This window comes from Dietzia sp. IN118 (genome assembly GCF_032905965.1).
GTDB lineage: Bacteria > Actinomycetota > Actinomycetes > Mycobacteriales > Mycobacteriaceae > Dietzia > Dietzia kunjamensis.
Window position 1 is genome coordinate 32,595 of the sequence record NZ_JAUMSR010000004.1, and the last position, 16,892, is coordinate 49,486.

Sequence of the window (16,892 nt, forward strand, 5' to 3'; positions counted from 1 at the left end):
GGGTGAACTCCCGGGACCTGGACCTGCCATCCAACTATGGGCGCCTCGTCGAGGACCTCAAGGACAGGGTCCGACGAGCACAGGTCTCGGCGCAGCGACGGGTCAACACCCAGCTGATCGAGTTGTACTGGTCCCTCGGGCGGGCTGTGCGCGAGGAGAGCGCCCGGCACGGGTGGGGCAGCGGTGTGATTCGCAGGCTCGCCGAGGATCTTCGGGCCGAGTTCCCCCAGATGAAGGGCCTTTCTGCCCGGAACCTGCAGTACATGGCGACCTTCGCCGGCGCCTGGCCCGCCGGGCCAATCGCGCAACACCCTGTTGCGTACCTGCCCTGGGGGCATGTGACTGTCCTGCTGGACAAGCTCAGCGCTCAGGACGATCGGGACAAGTACGCCGCCGCGGCCGTCGAGCACGGCTGGTCGCGCAACGTGCTGGCCAACATGATCGCCAGCAGCGCCCTCGAACGCACCGGGGCGGCTCCATCGAACTTTGCGCAACAGCTTGTTGCGCACGATTCCGAGCTGGCCCAGCAGATCGCCAAGGACCCGCTGATCCTTGATTTCCTGGACCTGTCCGGCGAGGTCGCCGAACGCGAGCTCGAGGAGTCCCTGACCGACCGGATCGTCGATACGCTGCGCGAGCTCGGCCCGGGATTCGCGTTCGTGGGAAGGCAAGTGCACTTCGACGTCGGGGGCGAGGACTTCTATGCCGACCTGCTGTTCTTCCACGTCGAGCAATTGCGGTACGTCGTCGTCGAGCTCAAGACCGGCAAGTTCAAGCCCGAACACGCCGGACAGCTGCAGTTCTACGTCGCGCTCGTCGAGGACCGCCTGCGCCGTACCGCGCACGCCCCGACTGTCGGAATCCTCGTCTGCGGCAGCCGCAACGACCGCGTCGTCCGTTACGCGCTGAACCAGGCTGGCGCGCCCCTGGCAGTTTCGACCTTCAGCTACGCGAGCCTGCCTCCCGCCGAGCAGGAGGCGCTACCCAGCGAGGACGATCTCACCGCCGCCCTGGACCAGATCACCGAGGGCGACCAGGACCACCCGTAAACACAGCTGGAGCACACCGTGGCCCCAATAGGCCTTCCACCTGCCACTATGTTAGTGCCGATAACTTATGTTATGACAAGCTAACGTCTGCGTATTGCATCAGATGATTCATCTCCCGGCCCCCGAGTTGCCTTCTCGTACGCAACTTCGATGTCAGCTCCGACCTGTTAGGTAGCCCGCTCACGGGCGACATCACCGACGGCCAGTTGATCGAGTACCGCATCTTGAGACGGTTGGCTGACGACCTCCGCAGCGTCGTTGACCTTTGCGGGATTCCGGACAGTCTCGATCAGATGCATCACCGATTCAGTAGACGAAACGGCCCTCCAGGGCTTCCGCTTCCGGCCAGAGCTCTGGCGGGTCCACTGCCACGATGCTCGAGAAGCTCCTTTATCGAGCATCAGTCGCCGGTCGCGAATACCCACGAGGCAGATGCCCCGCACGTCACCGAGGTCAGCGGCCCAGGCCTCGGCCGCGGTGCCCGGCCGCGCTTTGAGCCCGATCCGGTTGGCCAACAGCAACCCGACCAGAGAGGCCATGGTCATGATCCCGAGGCCCCCACCTGGATCAGGCCTAGGATGACTAGTTGACCGAACCCGGACCGGTGCACCGCAGTGTCCACCACGATCAACCCGGTCAGACACATCGCCGACGTCGCCGTGAAAAATGCCTCGATCACACCGGTGCCGCCACCGGGTGCCACCGACGCAGGCAGCAACAACAACCCGGTGATGCCCTTGCGGATCGCCGCGGCGCGCAACGGGCCGGCTGTGGTCTGGGCAATCGACAACGACTACGTCTTAGGCGCGGTCTCACCCGTGGCGGCGATAGCGCGGAGATACTTGCGTTCCGCCGGCGTAGCCCGATCCCATCGGGAGGGAAAGAACCCCCGGTCCAACAGTGCGGTCCCCCGCGTGCCCGCCCCTGCTATCTGGGCCGTAAGGCTGGGCCGTTCGACATTCCCACAACTGCCGCCGCGATGGCGGCGAGTGCAGCGATCGCGGTGAGTGCGCTGGACGCAAGGGTCAGACTCAATGCGCCCACCAGGCCCGCGACGGGGTAGGTGATGAGGAAGCAGGCGTGCGAGAAGGCGAACTGGGCCGTGTAGACCAGATTGCGATTCCTTTCGGTGGAGGCGGCGGCGAGAAGTCGCGCCGACGGCGTGTTGATCAGGGATGTGCCCGCGCCGAGCGCGAACCACGTGCCCAGTAGCCATCCCCACCCCGTGCCCGATGAGTGCACTGCAACGGTGACCGCCACCGCCACGGTCAGAAAGATCGCGATTACCGCGATCCCGGCCGCCATCGTGCGGATCACCCCGAGACGTTCGACGAGTCGCGGCGTGGCCACCGCGACCAGAAGAGACCCCAACCCGTAGCACGCCAAGGCGAGTCCGAGGTCGGAATCATCACGGTCCAACACGCCGCGGACGTAGACCACGGTATTGACCAGGACCAGCGCGGTACCCGCGGCCACGGCCACGTTGGCGCACATCAGAAACCACAGCTCTCTGGTGCGGGCGAACACCGCGGCCCCTTCGCGGAGCCTGCGCCAGAACGGCAGCCCGGAGGTCGTGACAGATGCCGCCGGCAGGTGCGCCAAAAGCACGAACACGATGGATCCGGCGAACCCGATCGCGGTGCCGACGAACAGGTCATGGAAGCTCACCACGGCCAACATCGCGGCGGCGATAGCCGGCGACAGCAGCGACTCGAGGTCATACGCCAGCCGCGAGAGCGACAACGCGCGGGTGTACTGTCGCTCGTCCGGGAGCACTGCCGGGATCAGGGATTGAAACGCTGGGGTGAACGTCGCCGAGGCCGATTGCAAGACGAACACCAGGACGTAGATCTGCCACACCTGCTCAACGAACGGCAGGAGTAACGCGACCGCGAACCGGACCAGGTCCGCACCCACCAGGACGGTCTTCTTCGGGAGTCGATCCACCAACGCCGCCACCACCGGCGCCACACCCACATACGCCACCATCTTGATGGTCAACGCCGTCCCCATCACCGCGCCGGCATCGCCTCCGGCCAAATCGAAGGCGAGTAGTCCGAGCGCCACCGTCAGCAAGCCTGTCCCCAGCAGCGCCACCACCTGCGCGGCGAACAGCCGGGCGTAGGTGGGGTTGCGAAGAACCCCCACCATCACCGGGGTCCTGTCGACACCACCGGCGGCTGATCGATCGGGACCCGATGGTGGCGGGGCGTGCCCCCGAGGGCATGTTCTGCCTGGAAGATCGCGTCAGAGACCAGCTGGGAGGCGTGCTCATTGGCCAGACGGTAAAACACCCGCTGGCCCTCCTGCCGGCTCTCGACAATCCGGGCCAAGCGCAGCTTCGCCAGATGCTGCGAGATGGCCGCCGGGGTCTTGTCCGCCAAATCCGCAAGATGATTCACCGACATCTCCCCCGCCTGCCGCAGCGCGAGGATGATCCGCACCCTGGTGGCGTCGGCCAACATCGCGAACACCTCTACAGCCAGCTCGACGAACTGACTGTCCGGATCAAGACCGCATATCTGCTTATCTGCATCCATACGCAGATTCTTGCACATTGGCACCGCCGACTCGTGGGAAAGGTCCGGCGTGACATGAACCGCTGGCGCCTAGGGTGTAACCGTGGTTTCATTTCGCGAGTGAACGATGCGACCTCCGCGACGCGCGGCCAGTGGGTGCTGCTGAGCTACCGACTGCCCCGGGAACCGTCCACACCTCGGATCACCCTGTGGCGAAAGCTCAAGAAACTCGGAGTGGCGCAGCTCGCGGACAACGTCGTCGCCCTGCCCGATGACGCCCGGTCGCGCGAACACCTGGAGTGGTTGGCCGACGAGGTCCTCGAGTGGGGCGGTCAGGCCGGGATCTGGATCGCGTCGGCCACCACCCAGGCCCAGGAACTCCACCTGATCGACCAGATGCGCAACGCCCGCGCCGCCGAGTACGCCGACCTCATCGCCCACGCGTCTGCGGCCCTGCACGCGGCCGAGGACGAGCGGCTGAGCAGCCTGCGCCGGCTGCGCAACCAGTGGCGGCAGATCACGAGGCGCGACTACTTCCCCCCAGCTGAACGCGCCGCCGCCCACACCGCTCTCCGGCAGCTTGCGAGCCGCGAACCACAGAACGCGGAGACCACCCAGATGAAGGAATCGCTGTGAAGTGGAGTACCCGAGCCGGAATTCATATCGACCGTGCCGCCTGCGCGTGGCTGATCAGCCGGTTCGTCGACAGCGAGGCCGAGTTCATCTTCGTGGCCGGACCCGGCGACGTGCCGGCAGATGCCACCCCGTTCGACATGCGAGGCGTCGAACTGTCCCACCACAACGGCGACTGCACGTTCGAGACCATCCTGCGTCGCTACGACCTGGCTGACCCCGTGCTGTGGCGCATCGCCGAGATCATCCACGAGGCCGACCTCGAAGACGACCGGTTCGAGGCCCCTGAAGCACCTGGCCTGGACACGGTCCTACGCGGACTGTCCTTGATCGGCGACGACCACCACACGATGGCGGTGACCACGCCGGTCTTCAACGGCCTGTACGAGTACTACCGTCGGAGCCTGCTCGGCGGGCGACCCGCTTGATCACTCCCACCCATCCTCAGAACCGGGACTCTCTATGACCAGCGACCGCACCGCCAATAACCCCACCGACACCGAGACGCCCTCCGCTTTAACCTGGAAGGCGAGCGGGGATGCGATCCCGCTGAGGGTCGCACTGCGCACCTGGTTCGCCATCAGCCTCCAGACCTTCGGCGGACCGGCAGGACAGATCGCCGTGATGCAACGCGCCCTGGTCGACGAGAAGCAGTGGATCGGCCAGAAACGGTTCCTGCACGCCCTCAACTACTGCATGCTCCTGCCCGGACCGGAAGCCCAGCAGCTGGCCATCTACACCGGATGGCTCCTCAACGGCACCCGGGGCGGCATCGCTGCCGGCACCCTCTTCGTCCTACCGGGCGTGGTGGCCATGCTCGCCCTATCCGGCATCTACGTGGCGTTCGGTGACACCACCGCCGTCACCGCGATCTTCGCCGGCCTGGCACCGGCCGTGGTGGCGATCGTCGCCCAGGCCGTCCACCGGGTCAGCAGCCGAGCCCTGGCCAGTCGCGCACTCGTCCTGCTCGCCGTCGCCTCGTTCCTCGCGCTGTCGGTATTCTCCATCCCCTTCCCCGTCGTGATCATCGCCGCCGCCGCCACCGGCTGGCTCATCGGCCGCGCCCGCCCCGATGCACTACAGAGCAAAACCCCCGCCCGCACCACCGACACCGACGAGACGCCGCCACTGATCCCTGACGACGTGCTGCACACTGAGCGCCCGACCGCGCGACGCTCCGCAACGGTACTGGCGATCGGCATCGCCGTCTGGGGGCTACCCCTGCTCGCCGTCGCCCTCCTCACAGGCACCGACAGCGTGTTCACCACCCAGGGCATGTTCTTCACCGGCACCGCCCTGGTCACCTTCGGCGGCGCCTACGCAGTCCTGGCCTACGTCGCCCAACGAGCGGTCGAGGTGTTCGGCTGGCTCGCACCCGGGGAAATGGTCCGCGGACTCGCCCTGGCCGAAACCACACCCGGACCGCTGATCATGGTCGTGCAGTTCGTGGCCTTCGTCGGCGCCTTCCGCAACCCCGGAGGCATGGACCCATGGCTCGCAGGAACCCTCGGAGCCCTAATCACCACCTGGGTCACCTTCGTCCCGTGCTTCGTGTTCGTCTTCCTCGGAGCGCCCTACATCGAGCAACTCCGCAACAACAAGGCACTGTCCGCAGCGCTGACCGGCCTCACCGCCGCCGTCGTGGGCGTGATCGCCAACCTCGCCCTCTACTTCGCCTTCCACACCCTGTTCGCCACCACCACCGCACTTCACTGGGGCCCGATCCATCTCGAACTACCAAACCTGGGCACCTGGCAACCAGTCAGCACCGCCATCACCCTCGTCGCGCTGATCCTGGTCTTCGCACTGAAATGGTCAGTACTTCGCACCCTCGCCGTTTGCGCATCCCTCGGCGCAGCAGCAGCACTCGCCGGATTGCCTCTGCCATGACAGCACCGTCCCCACCCACTCCGGCCCCCACCTGATGGTGTCGCATTAGACGATCTTCTACTGCGACATCCCGAGACGTTGTCGGGCCCAAGCGCACCGGTGATCAAGGCGTTTCACGTGAATGTCGTACTTGCTGATCGCGTTTGACAGGGCCAAGTGCTCCAGTTGGCCGGAGCCAGGCCGAGAGCACGGCCTTCAGGCGTTCGAGGCCTGTCGGACCCATCGGATAACGTGGAAAACATCGGGTGATGACATTGACGTAATTCAGCTTTGGAACCGCTGGAGGATGCCGATGCTTCGTCCGATGTGCGTATACAGCAGAGCCCCGACGGTCGGGGCGAGCCGACAGACGGGGCCTGCACAAGATTGGAGCCTTGCGCGGAAACCGTAACGCACCCGGCCGCCCACTCCCCGCACAGGGGTGACGGGGGGCAGGGTGCGCTGGCTCATGATGTCTGTATTCGCGAGCTCTCGGGAGGGAGCACATCATGGCAAAACAGCCCAACAACCACGGGAAATCCTGGTCTGGCAGCGACGACGCGCAGATGCGGAAGCTCGCAAGCCAGAACACCCCCACGCGCCTTATGGCGTTCAAGCTTGGACGCACGGAAGACGCAGTCCGGAGTCACGCTTCGGATCTCGGCGTCAGCCTCAAGCCTACGAACCAGTCCCCGTACAACAGGCGGAGCAAGTAGTGCTCGGGCGCCCGAGCACTTACCCTTGTGCGGTCACCGACTGCTGTTCGACGGACCCGAAGGCAATCGGGCGCGCTTTTCGGTGGGTACGCGCGCGACAGGAGCCCGGTCAGCAGATGCTTCTCTGGGTCCCCCAGAAGAACGCGATAGACGACAATCCGGAACTCGAGGCGATCTCGCGCTTGCCCGGTGTTTCCGTTGGGACGTCGCGTGGGCGCTCAGCGCCCGGATGGCGCGAGGGACCCGTGCTCGGGATGTGGGCGTACACAGAAGATCTGGCGAAGATTCCGTTCGGACGCCCTACGGCCTTGTGCATAGTGCCGTGGGATTCCGACCGCCTTGAGGGATGGGTTCGAGCTGTGGACGCAGAGGTCCTCGGAGACGGTCACGATTGGCAATCACTCTCCTGGGAAAGGGCGGGACTCGACCCCATTGTTGCCCGAGGTCTCGACCATCTGACTTTCACGATTAACCACAGTAACTCGATCAGGGCCGGATACGAGAGGCGTGATGTCGTCAGCGTGCTACTGGCCCTGCACGATGCAGGATTCACGCTTCCTGCCGAGGCGCTTCGCTCCCAGGCACTGCGGTACGGATGGGAAGCTGGAAACGCCAACCACCTCGCCAGCTACTGCGCACAGATTGGACGGGGAAGTCGGCCTCGTTTTCCTGGACGTGCTGTCCTCAGGCCGGACATCGTTGACCTTTGGCGAAACGATGTTCTTAGTGCGGGATCCGTTTAGGAACTGAGTTAGCTCCGGTCCGGCGATCTTCTGTTCGCCGGACCGTGGCTGATGCCATCAATCACATCTTGGTTGTAAGGGTCGTATCGTAGACACGCTGAGTGAGCATGACGGGTTGTCACTCTCCTTTTGCCGCGGCCATCGCGACGAAGGGGGCAGCGCCGACACCAAACGCGAGTGTATCGTATCCAGACGTTATGTAAAGCCAGAACCTGCGTACCAAGCCAGGTGGATCGCTCGTATTGGCTGATTCACAACGCACCAAACCGCGCCGAGCGATGAGCCCACTCGCGAAGATTCAGCGAAGTAGATCCCCACATAGCGAACTCCGGATCATCTCCGTCGTCTGCCGAACAAGCAGGAATACATCTCAGACATAAGGGACCTCACCTAGCAGAACGGCGCACGAAGGTCACTAAAGAGGAGCGTGAGGCCGTGCTTGCGGTGAGACGATGACCGCTCAGCACAATTCAGAACGAATGGGGACCGAATGACCAATCCGGCGCAGTTCATGCTGGCCGATCTCCGGGAGAAGTACGAGGCTGTGCCCTCCTCCAAGTCCTTCGAACGCCTCTACGACGATCCCGAGTGGGGTCACATGTTCGCCGTACTTCACAGGCGGTTGAACGACCATTTCACAGCCATCAACGGTAGAGCAGAGACGACTCACCACTACTGGGCCGACGACAGTAGAGACCTCCTCTCACTCATCCGAGAGATTGAGGCCGACCTTCACACCCTCAAGCGGGCCGGCGTGGAGGTTGAGCTAGCCGACTCCTACGAGGCTGCATTGGAGCGTTGTCTGCCGTGGCTCTCACCGAGCGGGGGCAGTACGGTGCCGGAGGGGTTCGAGTCAATTGAAGTCATTGCCTACGAACCGGTGCTGACCCGCGTGGGCAGAAGGGTAACGTTGAAGAAGCGCCAAGAAACCCTCGACCTAAAGATGGAGGGCAGCGGATCCTTCGCCCACGTGTATTCTTACGTCGATCCTGACTACGGAATCAAGTTCGCTTTGAAGCGAGCAAAGAAGGACCTCGACGAGCGGGATCTCGAACGCTTTAAGCAGGAGTTCGAGGTCTTAAAGACGCTGAGCTTCCCCTACGTGGTGGAGGTCTACCACTATGACGAGACCCGCAATGAGTACCGAATGGAGTACTGCGACACTACCCTGCGGGACTACATCCGCAGAAAGAACGCCAGTATCTCGTTCGCCGCCCGCAAGCGCATCGCCCTCCAATTCCTCTACGGGATCAACTACTTGCACCACCAGAAACTGCTACATCGGGACATTAGCCTTCAGAACATCCTGCTTAAAGTCTTCGCCGCAGGCGCAGTTCTGGTGAAGCTTTCAGACTTCGGACTAGTGAAGGCCGGCTCGAGCGAGTTCACTCGCACTCAAACTGAGATGAAGGGCACAATCCGCGACCCCATGCTCAGCAACTTCAGGGACTACGCGGTAGTGAACGAGATGTATTCGATCGGCCACGTTCTCGCGTACATCTTCCAGGGTCGGGAGTCCCTCCCACCTGGGACCGACGAGGTGGGGCGCATTATCCATAAGTGCGCCGACAACAACCTCGATCAGCGCTACCAGTCAGTAGCTGAACTCATCGCGGATGTGGAGAGATTGGAGGCTCCGCCAGGACAGGCGACTGCATAGGACCCGTGCACACCGATCCTCTTTCTCCATAAACCGAAGGTAGCCCCTGCTGGGCAAGTGCTGCAGTGACCGTCCCAGTTCCTTGGATCTGAGGCTCGGCGACTCACGTAGCAGCACTGCCAACTCCGCCGAACTGGGAAGCTGTCAACATGGGGCGTGTCGAGTGGACCAGACTGAGCGGTGATGGAGTTGAGGCCGTCGTTGCAATGCTGTTGTGCACCGAGTATCCAAATGCGTGGCGAGTCCGGCCAGGCCAAGGGGACGGCGGGGTCGACGTGTTCGTTCCGCTGTCCGACGACCGCAAGCTCCGCGACGTGTACCAAGTAAAGAAGTTCGCAGAGAACTTGACGAGCTCGCAGAAGCGCCAGATCAAGGCGTCATTCAACAAGGTGCTGAAGACTGCCGACGACAAGCAATGGAAGATCTCGTCGTGGTTTCCTTGTGATGCCTCTCGATCCCACGCCGGCGAACGAGGAGTGGTTCGCCAAGATGACGGCTCCTGTCAGTTTTCCGTGCCATTGGGTGGGTCTGAACCGCCTTGATCTGCTGGCGGCCCAGAACCCGATGGTCATCGACTACTACCTCCGTGACGGCAAAGACAGATTGCAGCAACAGACAGACCTGCTCGCCGGCGTAATCGCTCGCCGAGATAGCCGTACTTCAGGGGAGGGCTTGCTGCCGTTGGACGTCCGTTCTGCCGCGCAAGAGCTGATATGGGATTTTGACCGTGCTAATCCCTTGAGTTGGGACGCTTTCGGGGCCGAGATTTGAAACTGAAGCGCATAGGCCAGCCTAAACTCTTTATTTTTGCTTGGGACTCTTTCTTCCCAGATCCAGTGCAGTAGAAGTTGAAGTGCTCGACTCGTCGACGGTGCTGGCGTTCCAATTCATACCGGGGGCATTTCCGGGGATAGCACTGTTCACGACGTCGCTCCAGGAGGTCTGCCACTGGGACGGGAAGCAGGTTTGGAGCAGGTCGAGCATGATTGGGACTGCCGTCGAGGCCCCGGGGGACGCCCCGAGTAGTCCCGCAATTGTTCCGTCGCCGGCGACGATGAGTTCAGTTCCCTGCTGGAGTACACCAATGTGACGTCGGTCGGGGGTTACCAGTTGGGCGCGCTGACCGGCGGGCACCAGGTTCCAATGATTGATGTCTGCGGCCGGGTAGAAGCGTTGTAGCTTGGCGAACTTCTTTCGGGGTCGGGCGGCAAGTTCGACGAGAAGGTAGCGCATCAGTGGAAGGTTCTGGATGAGTGCTGCCGCGATGACGTGCAGGTTGTGCCAGCGCAGCGTGGTGAAGAAGTCTGTGAGTCGACCCTTCTTGAGCAGCTTGGTGCTGAAGGTCGCGAAGGGACCGAACATCAGGTGTTCGGTCCCGTTGATGAATCGCCGGTCGAGATGGGGAACCGACATTGGTGGCGCTCCGAGCTCTGCTTGTCCGTAGACCTTGGCTTCGTGGCGGGCAACGACCTCTGGTTCCGAGCAACGGAAGAATGCAGCACCAACGGGTAACACAGCGTATCCGCGAATCTCGGGTAGGCGAGCGCGCTGTAGCAGGCGTAGTGCCATTCCGCCTGCGCCGACGAACACTCGTCGCCCACGAAGCTCGAACGTGTTGCCACGTGCGTTTCCCCCGACGACCCATGTTCCATCCGGGGACTGGTGTAGCGAGCGAACGTCGTGCTCGAGCAGTACCTGTCCGCCGGCATTGGAGACGATCTGCATCAACCCTTCCGTGAGCGCGCCGAAGTCGACGTCGGTGCCACCGGGATGGCGGGTGGCGGCTATCGGCTGATCATCGGTCCGTCCCTCCATCATCAGTGGTGCCCACTCGCTGATGGTGGCGGGATCTTCGGTATAGGCCATCCCGTCGAACAGGGGATCTGTCGTCAGCGTCTCGAATCGCTGCCGAAGGTAGTCGACGTCGCGGCAGCCGAAGACGACGTCCATGTGTGGGGTGGAGTGTACGAAGGCGTCCGGGGAAAGCAGTCCTTTGCGTACTAGGTGCGCCCACCACTGGCGGCTGAGATGAAACTGCTGCGCAACCGTCGACGCCTTGTGTCCGTCTGAGGGGTCTGGCATGTAATTGAGTTCGCAGTATCCGGAGTGTCCGGTGCCGGCATTGTTCCAGGACCCGCTGCTCTCAGTACCTAACCCAATTGCCCTCTCAAACAGGACAATCCGCCAGTCAGGCTGCAGAACTGCCAGCATTGATCCCAACGTCGCGGACATGATTCCGCCGCCGATCAAGATCATGTCGGCGTCGAGCTCCGTGCCCGAATCCGGTCCAGCTTTCGGTGTCTTCCTCATGAGTCACACGCTCCCGATGTGGTGGGTCCAGTGCTGTCAGGATCGCCTCGACTCGATCGTTCCGTCCAATGAATGATTAGGGAGATACGATCCGATAATGGATCAATGGACAAATCGGCTGGCCCCGCACTTGCGCGCCCTTGTGGCACTTTCCGCTCACGATGGGCATATGACGCAGGCCGCCGAGGCGCTCGGCATGCCGCAATCGTCGATGAGTCGTCGCGTTCACGCGTTGGAAAAGGAACTGGGCATTCCGCTTCTCATCCACGATGGACGAATCGTCCGCCTTACTGCTGCAGCCCAGCGACTTGCCCAGCAGATGCGCGAGCCACTGCGCGAGCTTGATTCGGTAATTGGTGAAGTAACCGGAGAGGCCGACCCCGATCAGGGAACAGTGCGATTCGGCTTCCCCCTAACGATGGGCTCAGGGCGCATCCCCGATCTGCTCGCCGAGTTCCGACACCAGCACCCCGGCATCAAGGTGCTCCTCAAGCAGGCACACGGCTCCGCCCTGACTGCGGAGCTTCTCGCCGGCGAGCTAGACCTGGCTGTCGTCATACCCGCTCCCGAACGGCTCAGGCACGTACGAATCGGCACGCAGCGAATCCAGGTCGCTGTCCCCAGCGATCATCCGCTCGCTGCGCTAGAGCAAGTCGAACTCGCAGACCTCAAGCACGAGACCTTCATCGCCAACCCGCCCAGCTACAATCTCCGCCAACTAACCGAGACCTGGTGCTGGGAAGCGGGGTTCACACCGGACATCGCGGTCGAGGTAACCGAGTTCGCGACTATCCGCGAACTGGTCAGCCGCGGACTCGGGGTCGCTCTGCTACCCAACGACAAACGGATACCTCCAAGCATGACCGAACTGCCGCTGGTCGGCTCCCAATACCGTCGAGACATCACGCTCGTCTGGAGCGCTACAACCGAAGCGCCCGCCACCCGCCGCCTGAGCAGCTTCCTCCTCCACCAGCCCGGCTGACACCACAACCCTCCGCCTGCCGCCTTCAGGCAACCCAACTGCAGATGAGTTCAGATCGTGGCCTCAACCTCACGGCCGTCAACAACTGACCTTGAGACCCATACCGCACCCACTGGCTAAGTCAGACCGCGCTACGGCGACGGATCGCCTCGACCATTCCGCGGAAGGCTCAGCTGGGTCTCAGCAGTCCCAACCACTTCCTTCAAAACGGCCTGAAAATCCCAGAATCCCAAGATTTCGTCCCAGAATCCCAACTTTCGCCTTGCGCGGCACGTTCGGACCTCATGGAGATCTACAAAGCAATCAATGCCTACGATCCGCACTACCGATATGAGTTGTCGATGACCGCGGCCCCACCCGACGGATCCGAAGTGAATCGACCGGGGATCGTTGCACTAGCGGCGTACGGGTCACCGGACGGCTGGCTATTGATAAGCATCTTCGCTCGGAGTTTGGCAGCCCTAGAAGAGCGTCCAATAACGGGCGAATTCAGGGTAAAAGTCGACGAAGGAAGCGATCTCGATACAGAGTACCGCCGCTACCACGAGTTCGGCACGCCGGTTTCATTGCCGAAAGGCTCAGTGAACTTCCGCCTCTCACTCCCAGGTGGACTGGGAACCCTCGACAGCGACGACGACAACGTCGAGCTGTCCATAACACCCTCGGAAGTTCCACATGACGACGACGCGGAAACCGAATTGGTCATCGCCGTACTGTCACCTGACCAGACCACGCTCGCGGAACTGGAAGTGCGACTGGTCGAGCGCACGCGGGGGGCCGCAGGGGGCACGCGGACAGTTTGGGAAGACCCGTCTGAATCCGTACGTCTGGAAATTCTCGCAAAGGACCACCCCGACCTGACGGTCAACATGCGTATTAGCTCAGATCCTGCCGGGCGTCGGCCTGCCGACATCGTTGACAGTCTCGAGTTCATCGCGAACCTGCACGACCCAAATACGCTGGGGGTGTCAACTGCATACGGTCCGCGTGAGTTCTCAGCCGTATCAACCTCCGCATACGGAAGAGAACGTGACATTAATTCAGTCCGCCTAGCGAGGATTGCGCGGGCATTGATGACCATCCAGGAACACACCAAAGCACGCATCCTCTTCCCGTCCAGCTATACCTGGGACCAAGCGCGTGAGATGCTAGAAGTAGCGAAGCTTCTTTCGGGCGAGGCGATTCCCTTCACCTGGCCGGAAATTAGGGTGGACCTGGAACCAGACCAAGAGTTTCCTTTCCAGGTCGGTGACGAAGCCATGTTCCGCGTGGTGAACGCTCTTGAGATATCGCTGGATTCGGGGCGCCTAGAGGTGGGCCAACGCATGGCAATCCTGCAGGGCCGAATCGCGGAACTAACAGCAACGCAGCTCGTCGCTCTTCCCACTGACAAGGACCGTGCACAGATGTTGCGGTTCGATGGTGACGAGAAGCCTCGGAGAGTTCGTGCGCTCGAGGTCCCGGGACCGAGGCCTGACGTCGGGACGGTTGACCCTCTGCCCTAGCCGCCGTAGCTTGTACCGTTTGACGATCGCCAACCGCGACACTGTGTGGTCGCGCCGATCTTGGGCGTTCGCGCCGCTCGAAACGATGTCTGGCTTATCCGTACTGTCTCGTACACGTGTAAAGCAGGTTTCGTCGCGCAGTAGACGGGCTGCCACTACAGCCGTCTACGACTTTGGGCGCTGAAGTGCGCGATAGAGCGTAGAACGGCCCACTCCGAGGTCTCGGGCGATGGCCGATGGCCCCTCCCCCGCCTCGATGCGGGCGCGGGCCTTGTCGATCTGCTCGTCGGTCAGGACGCGCTTGCGACCTTTGTACTTGCCTTTCGCCTTGGCGATAGCGATGCCCTCGGCCTGGCGCTCACGGATGATGGCCCGCTCGAACTCGGCAAACGCCCCGAGCAGCGAGAGCATCAGATCCGCGCGAGGATCCCGGGCGCCAGCGGCGTAGGTTGCCCGCTCGTGGACGAACTCCACACTCGCACCCTTCGCGGTGATCTCACCAACGATCTGCTTGAGATCAACCAGAGAACGACCGAGACGGTCCATCGACGCAACAACCAGCTCATCACCGTCACGCAGATACCTGATGCACTCCTCCAGCTTCACGCGATCAGCACGCGAGCGAGCCGACTGCTTCTCAACATAGACCCGGTCGCACTCCCCCACCGCCTCGAGCTGACGCGCCTCATTCTGATCCGCCGCCGACACCCGCACGTACGCCACCCGCTGTCCACGCGGACGCGACGCCCGGCGAGTCGGCTTCTGATTCGGCTTTGGCTTCCGCTCGATGACGTTCTCCGAGTCTGTCGATTCCACCCGAATCGACCAGTCCAGCTCGTCCCGGCGACGGAACTGAGTCCGCACGCTCCCACGGCTGACGATCAGCACCTCCTCGCCACCATCACCCGCCCGATTCAAGAGCGTCCCGATCCGATCAGCCATCAAAAGACCCTTTCGCCCGGAATCCGTATCAATAGATACTAGACCCGGCGGGAAGACGTTTCATAAGTACCGATCTAGACCCTGTGACACAGCAGCGATGGCCGGCGGCAGCCCGTCCCGCACGGGTGTACCGGCAGATCGCACTACTAAGTGGTGGCGCCCTAGCGGTGATACCTGAAGGTGGCTGCCTGCATCAGCGTTCCAGTGCCTCGAGGGCTCGGGCGGCTTGCTGGTGGCGGTAGAGCGTGGCGCGGGACCATCCGACCAGGCTGGCGGCTTCCTCGGCAGTGCGTCCCTTCTTTCGGGCGTCCTGGGCGATCTCGAGCTTTTCCGCGATCACTGCGGGATCGACCGGGGGCCGGCCGAACCGAGTGCCGTTCTGTTTCGCTGCGGCGATGCCGGCGTTGACTCGCTCGGTGATTAGTTCGCGTTCGTACTCGGCGAGCGTGGCGAGCATGCCCAGCATCAGCCGGCCCGAAGTGGTCTCCGGGTCGATGCCGTCCGAGAGCGACCGGATTTTGACGCCCTTGTCGCGAAGTAGGTTCACGGTGTTGAGGACATCGATCAGGGAACGGCCGAGACGGTCAATGCGCCACACCACGACGGTATCGCCGGGCTCGACGTAGTCGAGCAGACGCTTCATGCCCGGGCGCTCGATCGCGGTCCGGCTCCCCGAGGTGACGTCAGAGAAGACGTCGCGCTTCTGAACCCCGGAATCTACGAGTGCATCCAACTGCAACTGCGCGTCCTGACTCGCGGTACTGACGCGGGTGTACCCCAGATGCCTCATGGCCCGATTCTGCCCCATAAACCCCTACCGAAGCCGACCCTGAGACGAATGTCGCCAAGATGACTTAATGAGACACCGGCGGGTGGCCGTAGAGCCAGGAAACCGATTCAAAACTGGCCGCCTGCCCGGGCGGGGTCGAGCGTCTTGAAAACCTTTAGGTTTTTAAGGCGCTGTCCCAACAGTTCAGCGGACGCTGTATAGTTCAGCAAGTGCTGACTATTGTTTCGCGTGTGGATGTGATGAACCGGTTAGGGCGGGCGATGGCCGACCCGACGCGGTCCCGGATACTGCTGACCTTGCTGCAGCAGCCGGCCTACCCGGCGGAGCTGGCCCGCGATTTGGAGCTGACACGGTCGAACGTGTCGAACCATCTGGCATGCCTGCGCGACTGCGGGATCGTTGTCGCAGCGCCCGAAGGCCGCCAGACCCGGTACGAGATCGCAGACCCGCACTTGGCGCGGTCGCTATCCTCCTTGGTCGAGGTCACCCTCGCGGTCAACGAAAACGCCCCCTGCTTGGAGCCCGACTGCTCAGTGCCGGGTTGTCACGCCACGGAGGTGCAGGCATGATCCTGTCCTCGGCCCTGCAGGCGATCGGCCTGTTCATTGCCACCAATATCGACGACATCATCGTCCTGTCGCTGTTTTTCGCCCGCGGAGCAGGCCAACGCGGAACCACCGCACGCATTCTGGCCGGCCAGTATCTTGGCTTCATCGGCATCCTCGGCGCCGCAGTGCTCGTCTCCCTGGGCGCGGGAGCCTTCCTGCCCCCGCAGGCCATCCCTTACTTCGGGCTGATCCCACTCGGCTTGGGACTGCGGGCCGCGTGGCAGGCCTGGCGCGGGGACGATGATGACGACGACGACGCAAAGATCGAGGGCAAGAACGTCGCCGTATGGACCGTGGCCGGCGTAACCTTCGCCAACGGCGGCGACAACATCGGCGTCTACGTCCCCGTCTTTCTCAACGTGGGCCCGGGAGCCGTAGTCGCCTACTGCATCGTGTTCCTAGTGCTGGTGGCAGGACTGGTGGGCCTGGCCAAGTTCGTCGCCACCCGCCGACCGATCGCCGAAGTCCTAGAGCGCTGGGAACATATCCTGTTCCCGACTGTCCTGATCGGCCTGGGCGCCTTCATCCTGATCAGCGGCGGAGCATTCGGACTCTGACAGAACCGA

General features: G+C 62.7%; 15 protein-coding genes and 1 pseudogene. 10 read left to right on the forward strand and 6 right to left on the reverse strand.

The window, feature by feature from the left end:
• Positions 1-2 precede the first annotated feature (2 nt).
• Complete coding sequence (locus Q2K20_RS17515) at positions 3-1,049, forward strand: YhcG family protein (RefSeq protein ID WP_096907625.1); 1,047 nt, start codon at positions 3-5, stop codon at positions 1,047-1,049.
• Between the two features lie 413 nt (positions 1,050-1,462).
• Here Q2K20_RS17515 and Q2K20_RS17520 read toward each other — a convergent pair.
• From Q2K20_RS17520 to Q2K20_RS17530, 3 genes and pseudogenes are all read right to left on the reverse strand, one after another.
• Positions 1,463-1,833 (reverse strand): annotated as a pseudogene (locus Q2K20_RS17520) (TrkH family potassium uptake protein); the annotation flags it as partial.
• A 143-nt stretch (positions 1,834-1,976) separates the two neighbouring features.
• Positions 1,977-3,200 carry an MFS transporter gene (locus Q2K20_RS17525; RefSeq protein WP_096907624.1) on the reverse strand — a complete coding sequence of 408 codons (1,224 nt, stop codon included), beginning with the start codon at positions 3,198-3,200 and terminating at the stop codon, positions 1,977-1,979.
• A complete protein-coding gene (locus Q2K20_RS17530) occupies positions 3,200-3,589 on the reverse strand; it encodes an ArsR/SmtB family transcription factor (protein ID WP_173674861.1) in 390 nt (129 codons plus the stop codon). Before Q2K20_RS17530 ends, Q2K20_RS17525 begins: the two co-directional genes overlap by 1 nt.
• A gap of 99 nt (positions 3,590-3,688) precedes the next feature.
• Here Q2K20_RS17530 and Q2K20_RS17535 point away from each other — a divergent pair, with 99 nt between their 5' ends.
• From Q2K20_RS17535 to Q2K20_RS17555, 5 genes are all read left to right on the forward strand, one after another.
• Entirely contained in the window at positions 3,689-4,204 is a 516-nt protein-coding gene (locus tag Q2K20_RS17535; RefSeq protein WP_096907622.1) for a Chromate resistance protein ChrB, read from the forward strand.
• Positions 4,201-4,629, forward strand: a complete 429-nt coding sequence (locus Q2K20_RS17540; RefSeq protein WP_096907621.1) for a chromate resistance protein ChrB domain-containing protein — start codon at positions 4,201-4,203, stop codon at positions 4,627-4,629. The genes Q2K20_RS17535 and Q2K20_RS17540 overlap by 4 nt, the downstream gene beginning before the upstream one ends.
• Before the next feature lie 34 nt (positions 4,630-4,663).
• A complete protein-coding gene (gene chrA / locus Q2K20_RS17545) occupies positions 4,664-6,091 on the forward strand; it encodes a chromate efflux transporter (RefSeq protein ID WP_096907620.1) in 1,428 nt (475 codons plus the stop codon).
• A 1,928-nt stretch (positions 6,092-8,019) separates the two neighbouring features.
• Positions 8,020-9,189 (forward strand): protein kinase family protein, encoded by a 1,170-nt coding sequence (locus Q2K20_RS17550; RefSeq protein WP_096907618.1) that lies wholly within the window; start codon positions 8,020-8,022, stop codon positions 9,187-9,189.
• 444 nt (positions 9,190-9,633) lie between these two features.
• Positions 9,634-9,960 carry a hypothetical protein gene (locus Q2K20_RS17555; RefSeq protein WP_143337794.1) on the forward strand — a complete coding sequence of 109 codons (327 nt, stop codon included), beginning with the start codon at positions 9,634-9,636 and terminating at the stop codon, positions 9,958-9,960.
• Between the two features lie 30 nt (positions 9,961-9,990).
• On the opposite strand, the gene mqo is transcribed toward Q2K20_RS17555, so the two are convergent.
• Positions 9,991-11,499: a malate dehydrogenase (quinone) gene (mqo, locus tag Q2K20_RS17560; protein WP_096907616.1), complete on the reverse strand. Its 1,509-nt coding sequence runs from the start codon at positions 11,497-11,499 to the stop codon at positions 9,991-9,993.
• Between the two features lie 97 nt (positions 11,500-11,596).
• Between mqo and Q2K20_RS17565 the strand changes: the two genes are divergently transcribed.
• Positions 11,597-12,481, forward strand: coding sequence for a LysR family transcriptional regulator (locus Q2K20_RS17565; RefSeq protein ID WP_096907615.1), 885 nt, complete (start codon positions 11,597-11,599; stop codon positions 12,479-12,481).
• Positions 12,482-12,765: 284 nt separating this feature from the next.
• On the forward strand, positions 12,766-13,986 hold the full coding sequence (locus Q2K20_RS17570; protein WP_143337793.1) for a hypothetical protein: 1,221 nt from the start codon (positions 12,766-12,768) through the stop codon (positions 13,984-13,986).
• Between the two features lie 165 nt (positions 13,987-14,151).
• Here Q2K20_RS17570 and Q2K20_RS17575 read toward each other — a convergent pair whose 3' ends face one another.
• Positions 14,152-14,928, reverse strand: coding sequence for a recombinase family protein (locus Q2K20_RS17575; RefSeq protein ID WP_096907613.1), 777 nt, complete (start codon positions 14,926-14,928; stop codon positions 14,152-14,154).
• A gap of 193 nt (positions 14,929-15,121) precedes the next feature.
• Positions 15,122-15,718, reverse strand: coding sequence for a recombinase family protein (locus Q2K20_RS17580; RefSeq protein WP_317177047.1), 597 nt, complete (start codon positions 15,716-15,718; stop codon positions 15,122-15,124).
• 209 nt (positions 15,719-15,927) lie between these two features.
• Between Q2K20_RS17580 and Q2K20_RS17585 the strand changes: the two genes are divergently transcribed.
• Positions 15,928-16,287 (forward strand): metalloregulator ArsR/SmtB family transcription factor, encoded by a 360-nt coding sequence (locus Q2K20_RS17585; RefSeq protein WP_317177048.1) that lies wholly within the window; start codon positions 15,928-15,930, stop codon positions 16,285-16,287.
• Positions 16,284-16,883, forward strand: coding sequence for a cadmium resistance transporter (locus Q2K20_RS17590; RefSeq protein WP_317177049.1), 600 nt, complete (start codon positions 16,284-16,286; stop codon positions 16,881-16,883). The genes Q2K20_RS17585 and Q2K20_RS17590 overlap by 4 nt, the downstream gene beginning before the upstream one ends.
• Positions 16,884-16,892 lie beyond the last annotated feature (9 nt).

Bases quoted from the DNA above. Each gene is read 5' to 3' on its own strand.
- Q2K20_RS17590 (WP_317177049.1), top strand. From the start codon at position 16,284: ATGATCCTGTCCTCGGCCCTGCAGGCGATCGGCCTGTTCATTGCCACC.
- Q2K20_RS17525 (WP_096907624.1), bottom strand. From the start codon at position 3,200: ATGGTGGGGGTTCTTCGCAACCCCACCTACGCCCGGCTGTTCGCCGCG.
- Q2K20_RS17575 (WP_096907613.1), bottom strand. From the start codon at position 14,928: ATGGCTGATCGGATCGGGACGCTCTTGAATCGGGCGGGTGATGGTGGC.
- Q2K20_RS17550 (WP_096907618.1), top strand. From the start codon at position 8,020: ATGACCAATCCGGCGCAGTTCATGCTGGCCGATCTCCGGGAGAAGTAC.
- Q2K20_RS17555 (WP_143337794.1), top strand. From the start codon at position 9,634: ATGCCTCTCGATCCCACGCCGGCGAACGAGGAGTGGTTCGCCAAGATG.
- chrA (WP_096907620.1), top strand. From the start codon at position 4,664: ATGACCAGCGACCGCACCGCCAATAACCCCACCGACACCGAGACGCCC.
- Q2K20_RS17570 (WP_143337793.1), top strand. From the start codon at position 12,766: ATGGAGATCTACAAAGCAATCAATGCCTACGATCCGCACTACCGATAT.
- Q2K20_RS17580 (WP_317177047.1), bottom strand. From the start codon at position 15,718: ATGAGGCATCTGGGGTACACCCGCGTCAGTACCGCGAGTCAGGACGCG.
- Q2K20_RS17565 (WP_096907615.1), top strand. From the start codon at position 11,597: ATGGATCAATGGACAAATCGGCTGGCCCCGCACTTGCGCGCCCTTGTG.
- mqo (WP_096907616.1), bottom strand. From the start codon at position 11,499: ATGAGGAAGACACCGAAAGCTGGACCGGATTCGGGCACGGAGCTCGAC.
- Q2K20_RS17530 (WP_173674861.1), bottom strand. From the start codon at position 3,589: ATGGATGCAGATAAGCAGATATGCGGTCTTGATCCGGACAGTCAGTTC.